Raw genomic sequence first — 15,438 nt, forward strand, 5'->3', positions numbered from 1 at the left:
TCTGCATATGTTCCGCATTCTTACCCCACGAAGAATAGAAACGTTCACGAAAAAGGCAGGTCTCCTGGCTTATGCCTCATTGCTGCTCTTGGCCTTCCCATCCTTCTACCGGACAGTGGCCGCTCTAAGAGCCGCTCCGCATTTACAGTGGCGGGACCGCGCCGGATTTGCACCGTGCTTCCCTTTTAAGCCGATTCTGATTCTGTGAAGCAGAACCGGCACCTTCTCCATAACCTATTAAATTTTAATATCCATAATCATATCCAGTATTCCCTTGTATGTCTATAGACAAGCTGTTTCATAGTGGCTTGGGAGGTTCGCAAACTTGCAACAATCCTTCTGCCGGGTGTCAGAGCCAGTCTCCCCTGCCCACAGTAACAATGAAAAAACACAGCACATCGCCAAAGTCCCCCGCTTGTAAAAAGCTAAGTGGGCAGCTTATCGGCAGCAGGTAAGCGGCAGGTAAGCGGCTTGCAGGATCGTTGCCCTCCATGAATAACTAGAGGGGGCAATGCCTGCCTGTTCAGCAACAAGCCAAATCAACGGCACTTTCAAATAAAACGGTCAATGCAACTGTAACAGCGGCATTTCTGCCGTTATTTCCGAGCATATTTATACTTCAGGACGAATATACTCAGGCTTCCCCGAAGAAAGCTACTCTCCTTAGTTTGTGGGAAAAAGTATCACTAATAGAGCTCACTTGGTTCATGAAGTAACCTATGTGGGAAAAAGTATCATTAATCCGGCTGAAATCGGCGTTATAGGGTGAATGAGTCTGAATCAGGTGTACAAACTCCAACTAAAGTCATTTGCAGAGAGAATTCCAGCTAATTAGTTTACCTTTTTCCACTTCACCAAGTTCACTATGCGCTTCTTATGCCGCTCAAGAATTGAACTTCCCCGGTTCAACTCATATACACCATAAATCAGCAAAAATCCCGAACTGCACGCGCCCCATATTCTCGGCAAATCGTGCTGTTCAGGATAATGTGTTGAAAACATATTCTACTGCCACGCATCATTCGCTGTCCGTATCACCAGTTGCCTTAGGCGAAGGTTCAGCGCTTGAAGAAGTGTCCACCCCGGCGCTCGGGGTGCTGTCTGCTGCCTTGCCCGAAGCCGGCTGCAGGATCAGCTTGTACTCCCCGGCGATAATCATGTCGCCTGCGGCCAGCTTCGCACCGGCCTCCAGCTGCACCGTCACCTCGAACGCGGATGCCTCCGGCACCGCTCCCGAGGCTCCGGGAGCTCCCGGCGCGGTGCCTCCCGCCGCCGGAGAAGGCGTGGCCGCGCCGGCGTTCCCGCCCGCGGCCCCCTTCACACCAGCGCTCACAGTCGCGCCGGTCTTCTGTCCGGCACCCGTGTCGGTGCCGTCAGTCGCTGCAGGCGCGCTTGCCTCCGCGCTGCCTTCTGCTCCAGCGGCTGCATCTGCGCCGCTGTCAGACCCGGCCGGCGCACTCGCATCGGCGCCCGGCTTCGGCGACACGACCAGGCAGCTGCCTGTCGTCGCCGTGATCTTGTAGTCCTCCGTCACATCGCCGGAGGACACCACGCTGATCTCCGCCGGTTTGAAGGCGGAGCAGTCGGCGGCAGCAGCAAAGGTGAACACCAGGCTGCCGCCTGTTGTTCCGCCGCCCAGCCGGACGGTGGCGGGAACTGGAGCAGCAGCCCCGCCTGTGGCGCTGGGCTGCGCACTGCCCTCCGGCAGGGCCGTGTCCGCAGGGTCCGGCCGGAGCACGCTGAACGCGATCATTACGGCGATCAGCACAATACCCAGCACGCTGCCGGAGATCAGGAGTCGAAATCGGCTGCGGCTGACCCACCGCGCCAGCGGCGAAGCCAGCTGGGAGCGCGCTTCGTTGTATACATTTTGCAGCGCCGGGCCCGCAGCGGCGGCATAGCTTTTGCGGAAATCGCGGCTCTTGAACGCCTCGCGGTCGCTGCTCAGGAAATACTTCAGAATAGCCCGGCGGTAACCGGGCCACAGCTTTTTATTTGAAATAGAAAATAGCGGATTGCCCTGCGACCAGGCCAGGAAACGGTAGACCCTCTCTTTGTCGTCGCCCGCCTTACGCTTTATTAGTTCCATCAGCGTCTCATAATCCAGCGGTCCATCCTGTCGCTCGCTGCTGTGATAGAAGGCCAGCGGTACACGTTCGAACGGTTCAATATGGTGCGATTCCTTCAGCCAGCGCCGTCCGAGCAGTTGTACATCATCCAGCTCTCTCGGCGATAGTCCGGCAAAAATCTCTTCTGTCGGCTTCTCCTCCCCGAACCAGCGGTACGCAGCCCGGAGGGCGTTCGCCTTTTGCCGGGTAATTGCGTCCAGCGGCGGCTGCCAGTCGGTAACCTCGCGGTAGCGCAGAAAAGAAATCTCCAGCAGCTGCTCCTGAGTCAGCTCGTCCAGCGAGACCCGGTTCAGCAGGAAGCGGTCCGCAGCCGTCATCAGTTCCTCCAGCAGCGACAGGGCTTCGGGATAGAGCCCGCTTCCTCTGCGGCGCTCCTTTTCCGCTTTGTCTACGGAATCATGGATCGCCGCTACCGCCGCTACCGGATCAGCCTCCCGCTGCAGCTTCTCCAGCAGGTACTCCTTGACGGTATCGCGGACAAACGACTGCTGCAGCGCTTCCGGCAGGAACCTGCCAAAGTGTACTACAAAGCGCAAAATGTCAGCAGACCTTGCCGCCGCAGACAGCCGGGACTCCATATAAGGCTCCAGCAGCGCCCGGCGGAAGATGGGCTGGGCCAGCACTCTTTTGAAGAAAGACGCACTTAGCTCATCATTGCTCTCAATCATACCGTAAGCTGCTGCCAGTGCGTCTTCACGGCCGGCAGACTGGGCATTCAGCATGCCGTTGATGAAATAATCGACAATTTTGACCCGGTAATTATGGTCCTTCAGCGTGAAGTACTCCACAAACTGCTCCATAATCTCAGGAACAAGGATGCCTTTCTGCCGGATCAGGTCATATTCGCGGTCAAACCGTTCCAGGAACATATCGTTCAGCCTCACCCGGGAAATGAGCGCACCCTCCGGCTTCAGGTAGGACAGCAATCCGCCCAGCACCGCCTGCTTGTTCTCTGTATATAGATCTTCATTGCCCTGCTCGATCTCATAAAATACCGCCAGCTCGTTGTACAGCGCGAGTGACAGCTTGCGCTCCACGCTCTCCCCGGGCAGCAGCGAATCGGCAAAATGTGCGAAATCTTCCAGTCCGCGCTCCGGCTGTTTCAGTGTTTTCCAGGCCAGCTCGGCATAGGGCTGACGTGAATCACCGAAGTCCGCATTCATGATCCGGCCCGAAGCGAGATCGAACACAAAATCCTTCTCGATGCTGCGGTCGCCAGGGCGGAGCGAGCCTTTTTCCACGAAGGTCAAATGGATATATTTACGGCTTTTCGGCTCGCTCGCATAGGTGATCACACCCAGTCTGCGGCGGAAATCATAAGGCAAAGATGCAAAAAGCACCTCCGTCAGCTCCACCGCGCGCCGGGATAGCTCTACAATCGGGACATCCAAAGCAATATATATTTTTTTCTTCCCGGCCACAGAGACCATCACTGCCTGGAGCAGCGACTTGAACAGCTCCTCTGTAATGCCGAGCGCACTCAGGATCATCAGCGGATTCGTATTCCGCTCCTGCTGCAGGACAGGAACAGCCGGAAGCTCCGGCAGTGTCCCGCCCAGCTCACCTGCATAACGGCCGGCAAAATCCGCATGGAGGAAGTCCCGGTAACCCTCCAGAATCTCCTCTGAGCGGATGGGCGGCACCACGAAATTATGGGCAAAAAAAGCGCTCCGCTGCCCTGTGAAATCCGCCGCCAGATACCGGCTCTGCCCAATGACCGTATCATTCGTCTCCGTATGGAACAAATGCAGCGCGGCCGGATACAGCTCCTCATTCTTCTCACCGCGCGCCGTCAGCTCTGCCGGAGCATCGTAGAGGCAGAAGGGGTGCAGAATTTTTTTGACAAAATTATTGTCCAGGCTCTCCGACTTCGCTACTGTATCGAATCCTTCTGTCGCCCGGTACACCCCGCGCCGCTCCCGGGTATACATCTGCTGGGTGATCATGGACCCTGAAAATCTGTTCACGGCCCGTCGCTCCCCTCAATATAGCTCAGCTTGTGCAGCAGCCAGATGAAAGGCTCGTCCACACGGATCGGGCTGACCACACCTTCAATCTTCTGATTCACGGGATTGCTGCCCAGTGCCGACACGGCAAAATACCCTGTATTCGCAAAATACACATCCATCGTATCCTTGAACGGCCGGTCCACCTTCTCTATAAAGCGGCGGATTTCACCGTCAATGTTGTGGAACTCATCCAGATTCAGCGTTTTGCGGTGTACATAGTTATTGAACACATTACTGTTGGACTTAATATAGTCGCCGTCCTCATCCTTCAGTGAATGGAGCATGTCGCTCTTGGCGAGCACAACTGCGGTCGGGATATCGGTTTTGCTCTTCTCCTGATAGGCGATGAAATCACCGAACATGGTCAGTACCACATCGCGCGGTTCGTCATATTGCGAGACCCATTCGCCCGGACGGTCCCCGAAGTTGATGCGGATCTTCTCGCGGATCGAGCGGATCTGCAGCGGATCGACCATGAACAGGATACCGGCGGAATTCTTGATATGCTGTCCGTGCAGCCCGAGATAATCCTGATCGACCATACCTTCACCTGCGACATCGAAGAATACCAGCGTCAGCGGCGGCTTGGACTCATCCTTGAATACAAATTGGAAAATAAACGGCTCCTGCATTTTCTCTTTCTGGGTCGAAGCCAGCAGATCCCCCCGCTCGAACAACGGTTCTTCATACAGTGTGCGGAACTTGCGGCTGATCTCGGCATTCAGCGGCATGCAGGCTGCGTCAAAATGCCCCGCCGTCGTATGCTGTAGCGTATGGATCAGCGAGGTCATGTACACCGACTTCCCGACCTGGGAAGCGCCGATGATCGAAATAATATTACTTGGCACCTTGCCTGCGGTCACGGGCAGCTCATTATGGCAGGACGGGCACAGCCGTCTGCGTGTAAGCACACCATAGCGGTCGGTGATGCCGGTCAGCACATGGTCCGTATAGTGGTGATACTCCTCCGGAATATCCGCCGGATTCAGAATGGCTTCCATATCGTCAACCGTATCGAGGCCGAAGCGCTCGCGGTATTTGTTCAGCGCATCGTCTTCGCCCAGCGCATAATTCTCGTCATCCTCACGGCTATGCATAGCCCGAAAGACCACATCCTCCGGCTGGAACCGGGTGAAGCAATACGGACAGACAATATCATAAAAAAGCGGCCGCTGCTGCGGCTGATTCTTTTTCTTAAACCGGTTGAAAAAAGACATCTCTTGTCCTCCTAAAAGTTTTGCAGAATACCCGCTTCTTCGAGAATGCTTTGCAGCAAAACTCGCTTCGAAAGCATACACTTAAGTTTTGTGAGCTTCTGCTCCCTTGAGTCGCTTCGAACAAAGCTCGCTTCGGAAGCATTTGCTTAAGTTTTGCAGAATACCCGCTTCTTCGAGAATGCTTTGCAGCAAAACTCGCTTCGAAAGCATGCGCTTAAGTTTTGTGAGCCTCTACTCCCTTAACTTGTGTGTGCTGAACGCGCGGCGGGCCTGATGCCTTAGTTCCTGCGCCCAGTGATCCCCGTCAGCAGGCATTCCCTCCACTTATTCAGGTATCAGTTCGTAATACAAACCATATTTGCGGCCATCCGTAAAAAAGATACGGACAGCGTCCTCTTTGCCGATTTCGATCGGCGGCAGCACGTTGCGGCCGGCGGCAAAATCCTGGACGAACGGAAAGAGTACGCCGTCCTCTTTGGACGCCGGAAAACCGCCCCGTTTTTTCACATAGCACAGTACCTCTTTGGATACGGGCACTTCGGCCGTGAGCGTCATATGTACTGTTTTTTGCTTGCCGAACAAGCTTTTTTTCTGCTGGATGGAATAGTAGATCCGCGCTTTGCCGGCACTGACCAGCGTACAGTTGGCACCATCCCGCTGGCGTACCAGCAGGATGTCTCCGCCATCGGCAAGCCGGACATAAACGGTATAGACAACCAGGCCGATGTCATCCAGCCGGTCACGGTATCCGTTGTTCGCCTTGTACTCCTCACGGGTATACAGCTTCATGCCGGGAGGAGGAAGCTCCAGGCTGTCCGGCGCCTCCGCAGGCGCCTTATGAATGTAGACTGCCTGCACGCCGTCCGGCCAGTGCCACCGCAGTGTACAGAACCTGTCCTCCACCCGGGAGGACACCTCCGTAATAGCCGGTGTGGAGGAATCAACCTCGGCGTACCTCATGAATGTAAGCTCCTTTCAGTATCTCCTTCGGTATCTTTCAATGTCTCTTTCACGCTCAGAACCCTTTGCTTCCCCGATTTCTGCGTGAGGACGGGAAGCCGTCCGACGCTGGCGAAGGAACTTCTGCGCCTCTTCCTCTTTTACGGGAAAGACGCCCCTCTCCGACTGGTATCACAAAGGTGAACAACGCAATGACGGCTGTTAGAACAAGCAGAGCCAGCAGACGGGTCATGGCATCCCCAAAGGAATGGCCGTCCAGGCCAAATTCCAGAATCAGGCCGGCGAACAGGCCGGATACTGCACCGCCTATGCCAAAGCTCCGTGCCAGATGCCGATTGTCAAACACAATGCCAAGCCCGATACCGAGAGCCGTACCTACCAGCAGCAGCGCCAGAATCCGCACCCCGGCATAATACGGGCTGTCAGCCGTTGAATCACTGCGTACCGTCATCAGTGTCCGGTCACCCAGCCGGTCATAGATTTGTTGAAACACACCGCCGAGGAGTTCTGCATTCATTACATCATAATACTGCCCGCCGGTTGTGGTGGCGATATCTCGTAGCAACGCTGGTCCCGAAGGATCATCCAGTGCCAGGCCAATGGTATTGACTGCAATCCCGCGGTCCACATACTCTGCAAGTTCTTTCGAGGTATCAAATTGGCTGAATCCATCGGACAGCATGATTACCATAGCTCCACGCCCGGATGTATTGTCACTGTTTATGACACTCATGGCTTCCGTAAGCGCGGCGCTGAAGTTCGTACCGCCTTCTGTAGTCTGCAAACTGCGAATAACCGAAGTGACCTTCTCACGGTTCGCAGTGCTGGACAGCGGAACCAGCGGCTGAACCACTGCGGCCTCCTGGCTGAACGTCACCACGGCTACCTGGTTATCTTCATCCATGCGTTGTACCAGCGCTTCTGCAGCCGTATAACGGCTGTTGCCCGGATCGCTCTGCTTCATGCTGCCGGAGTCATCAATGACCATGACCACATCTTTTACCGGTCTCACGCCGCCGAAGTTCAGCTCATACACAAATTCCGTTACGGTGCCAACCGCGAACAGCATCACCAGCGTTACGGGCAGCAGCTTCCACGATAAGCCCAGATACCGCTGCTTCCACGACAAGCCGTTCAATCTGGGCGAAATGATCTCCGCGAGCAAGCTGCCCAGCCCGACCCCAAGTGCTACAATGGCAAAATAGATGCCGATCAGTACGATCGACGGAAGATCATAAGGCCTGCTGTCCAGCAGCAGCTCGCCTAACACAAAGGCAACTCCACCGCCAAGCAGACTGAAGAGGAGCAAGAGCAGATTGATTTTTCGCTGCATCGATATCCATCCTTTCCAGAAAAACCTAAATTGAGCTTATATTCATTCCTGTGGCCATGACTATCTGCTTCCACTCACCTACCTGAGCTCCGGCAGCTCTTCTTCGCCTATACCATGCAGCTTGTAGCCGCTAGTGGCGTAGGTCTCATAATAGACTTTGCCGTTGCGGTAGTAGAGCAGATCCTCCAGATGGAAGCCGCCCATCAGATTCAGCTTCTCGACACCGCTTCTGCGCTGCTCATGCACAAATCCAAGCCGGTAAATGCGCGTCGTCTCATCGGCGCCGAAGGCATAACGCAGGAATTCAGAGCTGCTGTCGCCGAAGAAATATTTCTCCTCATGGCGGTGCTCCTGCGTATATTCGAACAGGCGGACATTGATGCTTGCTTCTTCCTCCAGACTGCGGTAGAGCCGTTTGAACAGTTCCTCTCTGGAGACTATTTCACGGTTCTCGTAAGCCGCCGCGACATTGGCGCGACGCAGCAGTTCTTCCTCGAACGGCAGTGCGAACGGATCCGCCGTCAGCAGCTCAAGGCGGCACAGCTGGGTAAGCCGCTCTGCGACAGCGGCGCCTCCTTGCCGGAGAAGGCCCGAGATGCTTCCCAGGAACCGCTCGCTGAAGAAAATACCGGGACCGCGCCGTGCTTCCATATCCCGCATGACTTCTTCCGTGACGGTCCGGTAATACTCCATAATGTTCTGGTCCACCGTCTCGCCCGTGCGGCCGATGCTGTCAAGCGCCAGACCGCGCAGATCCTCCTCCAGCGCTTCCATGGTTTGCACCTTGGCTTTGCTGTCCGCGTGCAGCTGCTCCAGCGCCGCATCGTAACGCAGACACAGTGCAAGCTCACTTTCCATGCGCAGCAGCTCATATTTCCGGCCGTACACACTTGCGAATAAATAATGAATGAAATTGCGTACCGTCCGTTTGTCCAGCAGCGGCACACGCTGGAACGGCTGGCGCTCCACGCTCTCCGCGTAGAGCAGATCCAGCTCCTCCTGCGCGGAGAGAATCGCTGAGCGCAGTCCGGCCATATGCTGGCGCAGCGCATGCAGCACACTGCCGCTGCCCTGCTCGGCGGTCCATTCCGCCAGCTGGTAGAAGGTCAGCGGCGGAACCGCCTTCTCTTGCTCTGCCAGTAAAGTGGCCCACTCGCGGGCAGGATCGAGAGCCGCCGCCCGCCGCGACGCCACATCCGCAAAGTTGCTGCGGAAATAGGCCTGCCCGCCGTCTCCGAACAGCAGCGCCTCGGCCTCGCGCAGCGACAGCGGCTTCAGCTCGTTATAGGAAGGCCGGCCGTGGCTCATCAGCCCGGTCATCTCATCAATCCCCGATTCATCCGGAAGCAGCGAAGCTGCCCGCTCACGCAAGGAATCGGCGTTCAGGCCGAGCAGAGCTTGACGCTCGCGCAGACTGACTGTTCCGCCTTCCTGCAGCTTTGCGGCCAGATAATGAAAAGCATGAGCCAGCACCGCGAGAGCGATTTGCCGGTTCGGTCTGCGCACTGCCGAGAACCCGGCGGATGCGTAGCCCTGTCTTCCAGAGCTGCCCCGGATGCCGCTTTTGAAGGTCATATTGTTGTAGCCGCCGTGTCCCGTAGCCGTATCTGTAGCCGGGCGTACACGGTTCTTGAGCAGGCTGATATGGGCGATAATTTCGTAGTTGTCGTCCATGCCGTGAGCGGACATCATACCCCGCTCGTTTTTGTCCGAGAGCAGGTATACAAGATCGAACAGCGGAGAAGGACCATGAGCTACAGGTATGGACAGCCCATCCTCCGTGACCAGCAGCGGAGCGCTGAAGGCATAATCCGACTGCTGCACCCCATCCAGCTCACGCAGAAAAGCCAGCCCTACCGAGCTGGAATAACCGAAGTTGTCCCCCTGCTCCCGCTCATTAATCAGCGCATACAGGTCGGTCTGCACCGACTTAAAGGACTGGCTGAGCACCGCGCGGGCCAGCAGGGCAATCTGCGGCAGCAGCACGTTAAGCGGGTCATCAACCCGCGTAACAATAGAGAGATGGATGACGTCAAAAGAGGAATACAGCCGTCCATAATCGGCTATGCTGTTGCTTAAACGCCGCAGGCTCCGGTTCAATCCGGCCAGAAACCGGCTGTCTTCATGAAACTCCCGATAAATATCCTGACGGACGGTGCGGGGATCACGGCCCGCCGTTTGGGGCAGGGCCATGGCCAGGACCCGTTCTCTTCTGCCACTGCCGCCTTCAGGCTGCACCTGATTCCCATCATGGGCATTTCCAGCCTGAGCCTGAGCCTGAGTACCACCGCCAGACTGGCCTGTGCTTCCAGCGGATGCGGCATGCAGCGCCATAATACCGCCCGCATTGTCCCATTTCCGCTCACAGCTGTCCAGCACCGGGCCGATGGCCGGGGATACCTTGTCACCCAGGAACAGGAACAAGGCAGGATAATGAATACTGCTGCGCCCGTCCCCTTTGCTGCGCTGCGCCTCTTCCTGGGCCGCATATTGCTGCGCATAGGTTAATGCCTGTGTTTTGATCATAGGGTTACTTCAGCTTTCTGCGGATGCTGCCAAGCTTGCCGGTCAGGCTCTTGTAGAAGCTGTACATTTCATCACCGTCTGCATGCTCGACCCGCTCATATTCCAGACTATCGCGTGCTTCCAGGAAGGACACATACAGTCCTTCCAGCTTATACAGCAGCGGAGTCACATCCTCGGCAGCAGTTAATTCGCCGGCACGGCGCGCTGCTTTACGCAGCAGCAGGCTGCGGCTTTTCTCGTCCAGACCGCGGAAATGACGGTAGACGGCATACTCCACATAGCTGCGTTCCTTCATCAAGTTGGCGAACGGCTCCCAGGCGTCTTCGTCTTCATCACGGTCATAGACGTAGAGCGCACCCTTTTTGGTGATCGTGTCCGTGTACAGGGCTTCAATAAACTGGTCGATCCACTTGTCTTCGTCGAGATATTGATGGAGCAGTCCATCCAGCTCGCCCGCCTTCGCTGCCAGTGCCTCATATTTGGCCAATTCCTCGCGGACACGCGTAATCAGCTGCGGCGAGCGTATGAGATTTTCCTGAGCCAGATCCTTGTTGATGCTGCCAAAAATATCCTTAACCCCTTCGCGTTCCAGGCCGCTTGCGCGCAGCGATTTCAGCTCGTCGGCCGCCTTTTTCACTTCGCCCAAATTTGGACGAGCCATGCCAAGCTGCAGATCATAGCCGCTAAGCATTTTATCCACATCAAACGGCTTTGTGAAGACGACCGAGAAACGGCTGCTTGTATTTTCGTCGAGGCCTTTTTCAATAATAACCCCGATTTCAAGCGCTCTGGCGAAATCCGCCCGGACTCTGGCATTGTAATCCCGGACACGGGTGTTAATGTAAGTATCCCCCCATGATTTTTCCGGAATCGGTGAAGGCAGATAGGTCCAGTTGTTCTTGTCGGTCATCACCAGATGGCGGCCAATGCCTTCCTTATCCAGAATCGTCCGTTCATAATTCTCCTCGAATACCCGCAGCGGTGTATATACGAACAGTGGCACCCCGTTGCGCGTATTGAGCCAGAAAATCCGGTTCTTCACCTGACTTTCCTTAATCGTAAACTGTGATTTGCCCAGCGCGTTGTTCTGATAATTGCGGATTCCCTTCAGAATGCCCGGCGCCTTGACCGGAACAGAGACAAACCCCCACGAAGGGAAATGCAAACTGCCGGAGCTGTTGCTCAAATGGAAAATCGGCACCGCATCTTCATCCAGACGTCCGGCGATAATCCGTTCCACGAACTTGTCCAGCGGCTCCTCACGGCCGTATTTCATCACCAGGAATTCTTCCATGGAGCGGGTAATCAGATCACCGAACTTATCGCTGAGGAACTCGGAAATAGAGCGCACAATATCAATCTCCTGCTCCTTAACCCAGCGCCCGGAATGCTTCAGCATCTCCCGTGTGAAGTCGCGGATCAGATCGTCGCCGTCCTTCTGGTCCATCACCTTAGAGATGGTTGAGGCAATATCCGGCACGTTAACGATATTCCAATAGTAGGTTTTGTTCCCTTTTTGGTCGGCCTGTTCTTCACCATTGATCAGAATGTCGCCATTCTTCTCGAAGATCGTGCTCAGCGCACTGAGAATCTCTGTGAACACACCATAAATCCGGTTGTTCTCTTCATTGAGAAGCTCAAACAGGTCTTCATAGAACTCAATCATCTGTTCGGTGCGCTCTACGTCGGCATGCAGCCAGTATTCATTGATCTTGGCTTCAATGTAGGCATTTTTCTTCTTCTCCTTGGAGACAAAAGCGCTCCGCGCATCGCCCAGCTTCTCCTGCGCACTGTCCTGTGCCGTCTCAATATCGCGCGGCAGACGCAGCAGGCTCTCACGCAGCGCTTCAATATAAGACTGGATCAGCTTCAGAATACAGAAGCCCTTCTCGGTATAGAGCAGCCGTGACACATAGAACGGACCCTGCTCAGGATGCAGGAAGATTCGCTCCAGCTCTTCGCCGAAGCGTCCGGTAATCTCTCCGGGAAGCTGCTTCTTGGACTTGATATATTCCTCACGGGCACGGGCCAGAAAATTCTGCTCCAGCTCCGTATCCATGTCCACCACCTGGTGCTTGATAACATTGCTGTGATTCAGGCGCTCGCTGTTCTCATAGCCGGGCAGCGGCTCTGGCACACGGGATTCGAAGGTCTTGATCATGCTGTCGAGATCAATGCCGAGCTTGCGCGCAAGCTTCTCCACGTCCTCCTGCCCTGGAGCCTGCTGGAACATTTTGTCCATCTTGTCGAACAGGCGGAATGCCAGATAGGTCGTCATTTCCTCAATCGGCAGCACCGCAGACGAAGCGCCGATGATGTTGTATTCATAATTGGCAGGATAGGTCTTGTTCATCTGCGCAATATTCGTTCTGATGTTGCTGATATAGTCGTGGATGGCGAATTCCTCGCCCGACTGTTTTTCCTCGCTGGCCATGAAGTTCGTAATATTCTCCGCTGTCACATTCATGCAGTAGTCATAGGCGTTCTCCAGCAGCTTGCCTTCGGTATTGGTCGCGGAGATCAGATGGCACAGGTTGAACGGGGGCAGCGGCGAGTTCACAGTCAAAATATTGCCGTACTGCTGGCGGAATCTCTCTCCTCGGCTGTCCACGTTCATCCAGTAGTCCAGCTCTTTGAGCGCCGCATAGCCATTCTTGCGGATATATTCACGGGTGTGCTCGCTGAGGCTTTTGTTCGCCAGATTCACATCCGGCGTGAACAGGTAGCCCAGTGTATTTACACGGTCGATACCGGCTGAGCCGTAATCCCGTTCAATAATCCCGCGTACGATATAGGCGATATCCAGAAAAGCCCCGCTGCCTGTTCCGCCGGACAAGCCGGTGAGCAGGAAAACCATCAGCTTCTTGCTGGTACCGACGGATAGCGTCTTAATCTTCTTGTCGATGGCCGCTACCACCTGGTTGATCTTCGTGAACAGCAGCAGGCGTCCGGCCTGACGCACCCCGGCGGCTCCGTTCATGCCATCGGTAATACTCAGCTCCGGCGACAGCCAATCCGTAATATAAGGCTCCAAAATGCTGCGGTTCTGCAGCAGTCCGCCGATTTCCGCATTGGCCAGCAGCACAAATTCATTCTGCGGATCGAGGCCGATGCCCTTGTACCTTTTCCCGCGATCCTGCTCATTCGTCTCGAACGCCAGGAACTCCACGTTATCCGGTTTATCCCTTTTCTTCTTGGACAGCGGATCTTCCGGCAGCTTGAAACGGCGGTTAATCTGATATTTCAGCCGCAGCAGGGCGTCAATCCCCGTGCCGCCAAGGCCAATGATGAGGATTGGGTTGTCGATGGTGTCCACTCGGATTTTGTCGCTGACGATTCCTCCGCCCAGCGATACGTCGAGCTGCTGAATATGTTCTCTTACTACCGGTTTCATATGTGCTCCCCCTTATATCAAATACTCCAGTAAAATCGTCTTATCCACCGTAGCCAGGGCTACGGTAATGCGGTCGCCGCTTTTCAGTTCCAGGCCGCGCGTCACATCAGCGGCGCGTCCTGATTTTTCGACAGAAATTCCTTCGCTGCCGCGCAGCATGAGGCGGTCATTTTTGCCCGGAGTGAATACAAGCTTCTCACTCTCCTTCAGCTCAGGCGCCAGCTGCAGAAGCTGATGCAGGGTGAACTTGCCTCGGAAAGCTGAGAGTTTCTTGTACTGCGGATAGGTTTTCTCCCCGGTATTGCCGTCCAGAACTTCTACTACCATCTGCCCTACGAAGCCGCGGTTTGATTGCTTACGCAGCATCCACAGCCCCACAGCCGCCGCCAGTACCAGCACGATCCCGCCGATAATATAATAGAGAGTTTTGGAAGAAGACTTATCCTGTGCAGGCTCACTCACACCCGTTCCTGCTGCCGGACTCGTCGCCACAGCTCCTGTCTTGGCATTAATCTTAAGAACATCACTCTCGCGGTAGAAGCTGCTCTCCTCCGCCCGCACATTCAGCTCATAATTATGGCTCTCCGTAATCTTGAAGGAGCCTTTGAACACCGCCCCGGTGTTATCCATCGGAAGCTCCTGCACCTTCCCCGTATCGGTATCCGTAGCAAGCAATACCGCCTTCATATCTTGATACAAATTGCTGAGTGTTACCTGAGTTCCATTGCTGAACAGGTGTGAAGAGATTTCTATGGTATCGCCTTTCTGGTAGGTCTTGGATGACAGTGCATCCAGCTTCAGCTCCAGATCATAGTTAAAGACGAGATTGATATCGATCTTGTCCTTCGGCACGCCCTTCACCTGAAGCTTCCAGTCCCCCTGCTCCGGGGACAGCAGCTTGATCAGGCTGTACGAGCTGGACTTGGAGAGCAGCACATCTTTAGACGGAATAGTTACTTCCTTGCCGGAGGGATCACTAAGCTTAGCTGTAACCGGCTGTGCAGACATAATGGAGATATTCGCCTCCAGCACGCTTCCATTGGGAACATTTACTGTAACCTCCTGGTAGCTGCCGTTGGCTGTGATGGATTGTACCGGAACCACCTTCAATTTCAAATGGTCAGCAAAAATTTCGCTGAGAATCTGCGGCAGGTCATCCGCCGAATCGGTGGTGAACGCCTTGCCGCCTGTTTGATTGGACAGTCCGGCCAGAATCTCCTTATTCAGCTTTCCATCAGCATTCAGACCTATAGTATAGACCGGGTAGCCTTTCTGCTTGGCAGTGGCCACCGCACCGTCCAGTTCCTGATCCGATTGGCTCTGCGTGCGGCCGGTTGCTTCATTAAGGTCATTGTTGCCGTCTGCCAGCATGACGATCATCGGCTCATGTGCCGGATCGCTGCCGTTCTCCAGCACCTTTACGGCCTCTTCCATTCCGACGGCAATATCGGTATAGGCTCCGCGGTCCAGACCGTCAATGAAATCCTTCAAATCCTGTTTGTCTCCGGCAGAGCCGATTTGCAGCAGTGCCTTCTCCCGCTGCACCTTGTCGGTATAGGCCACAATCCCGACCTTATCGCCTTGGGCAGACAGCATATCTATGAACATTTTCATCGCTTCATTTGCGATCTTGTTTTTGTCGCTCTTATTCATGGAATTGCTGACATCAATCAGCAGTACGGCGTCAATATGGGATGGCGCGGGCGATGCCGCGCTGGCTCTACCGGCTCCAAACGGCGCTGCTGAGATGCACAGCACCAGCAGCAGCGGGACAATATGCCGCAGTATGTTCTTGGCTGTCTTTGAAATATTAATCGGTGTACGAAGCATAAATAGGGCTCCTCTTGTGTTAAATTAGGCAACTACGGCA

General features: G+C 55.1%; 7 protein-coding genes and 1 riboswitch. All 7 genes read right to left on the reverse strand.

Annotated features, from left to right (window positions below; all coding sequences use genetic code 11):
- Nucleotides 1-37 precede the first annotated feature (37 nt).
- Nucleotides 38-241, reverse strand: a riboswitch (cobalamin riboswitch).
- Between the two features lie 777 nt (nucleotides 242-1,018).
- The 7 genes from A3849_RS07905 to A3849_RS07935 all read right to left on the reverse strand — a co-directional run bounded on the left by A3849_RS07905 (nucleotide 1,019) and on the right by A3849_RS07935 (nucleotide 15,398).
- Entirely contained in the window at nucleotides 1,019-4,096 is a 3,078-nt protein-coding gene (locus A3849_RS07905) for a GAP1-N2 domain-containing protein (protein ID WP_074110925.1), read from the reverse strand.
- Nucleotides 4,093-5,355, reverse strand: a complete 1,263-nt coding sequence (locus tag A3849_RS07910) for a hypothetical protein (protein WP_074110926.1) — start codon at nucleotides 5,353-5,355, stop codon at nucleotides 4,093-4,095. Before A3849_RS07910 ends, A3849_RS07905 begins: the two co-directional genes overlap by 4 nt.
- A 324-nt stretch (nucleotides 5,356-5,679) precedes the next feature.
- The gene (locus tag A3849_RS07915) at nucleotides 5,680-6,315 is read right to left on the reverse strand and encodes a beta-mannanase (protein ID WP_074110927.1); all 636 of its coding nucleotides are present in this window, start codon (nucleotides 6,313-6,315) and stop codon (nucleotides 5,680-5,682) included.
- A gap of 55 nt (nucleotides 6,316-6,370) precedes the next feature.
- Nucleotides 6,371-7,648 carry a vWA domain-containing protein gene (locus A3849_RS07920; protein WP_074110928.1) on the reverse strand — a complete coding sequence of 426 codons (1,278 nt, stop codon included), beginning with the start codon at nucleotides 7,646-7,648 and terminating at the stop codon, nucleotides 6,371-6,373.
- Between the two features lie 78 nt (nucleotides 7,649-7,726).
- Nucleotides 7,727-10,174, reverse strand: a complete 2,448-nt coding sequence (locus tag A3849_RS07925) for a transcription initiation factor TFIID (protein ID WP_083613401.1) — start codon at nucleotides 10,172-10,174, stop codon at nucleotides 7,727-7,729.
- Between the two features lie 4 nt (nucleotides 10,175-10,178).
- Nucleotides 10,179-13,568 (reverse strand): tubulin-like doman-containing protein, encoded by a 3,390-nt coding sequence (locus A3849_RS07930; protein WP_074110929.1) that lies wholly within the window; start codon nucleotides 13,566-13,568, stop codon nucleotides 10,179-10,181.
- Nucleotides 13,569-13,580: 12 nt separating this feature from the next.
- Nucleotides 13,581-15,398, reverse strand: coding sequence for a vWA domain-containing protein (locus A3849_RS07935; protein WP_074110930.1), 1,818 nt, complete (start codon nucleotides 15,396-15,398; stop codon nucleotides 13,581-13,583).
- Nucleotides 15,399-15,438 lie beyond the last annotated feature (40 nt).

This window comes from Paenibacillus sp. P46E, assembly GCF_001909095.1.
In the GTDB taxonomy this organism is placed as follows: domain Bacteria; phylum Bacillota; class Bacilli; order Paenibacillales; family Paenibacillaceae; genus Paenibacillus_AQ; species Paenibacillus_AQ helianthi.

Coding starts and splice junctions, on each gene's coding strand:
- A3849_RS07915 (WP_074110927.1), bottom strand. CDS start 6,315: ATGAGGTACGCCGAGGTTGATTCCTCCACACCGGCTATTACGGAGGTG.
- A3849_RS07910 (WP_074110926.1), bottom strand. CDS start 5,355: ATGTCTTTTTTCAACCGGTTTAAGAAAAAGAATCAGCCGCAGCAGCGG.
- A3849_RS07925 (WP_083613401.1), bottom strand. CDS start 10,174: ATGATCAAAACACAGGCATTAACCTATGCGCAGCAATATGCGGCCCAG.
- A3849_RS07920 (WP_074110928.1), bottom strand. CDS start 7,648: ATGCAGCGAAAAATCAATCTGCTCTTGCTCCTCTTCAGTCTGCTTGGC.
- A3849_RS07935 (WP_074110930.1), bottom strand. CDS start 15,398: ATGCTTCGTACACCGATTAATATTTCAAAGACAGCCAAGAACATACTG.
- A3849_RS07930 (WP_074110929.1), bottom strand. CDS start 13,568: ATGAAACCGGTAGTAAGAGAACATATTCAGCAGCTCGACGTATCGCTG.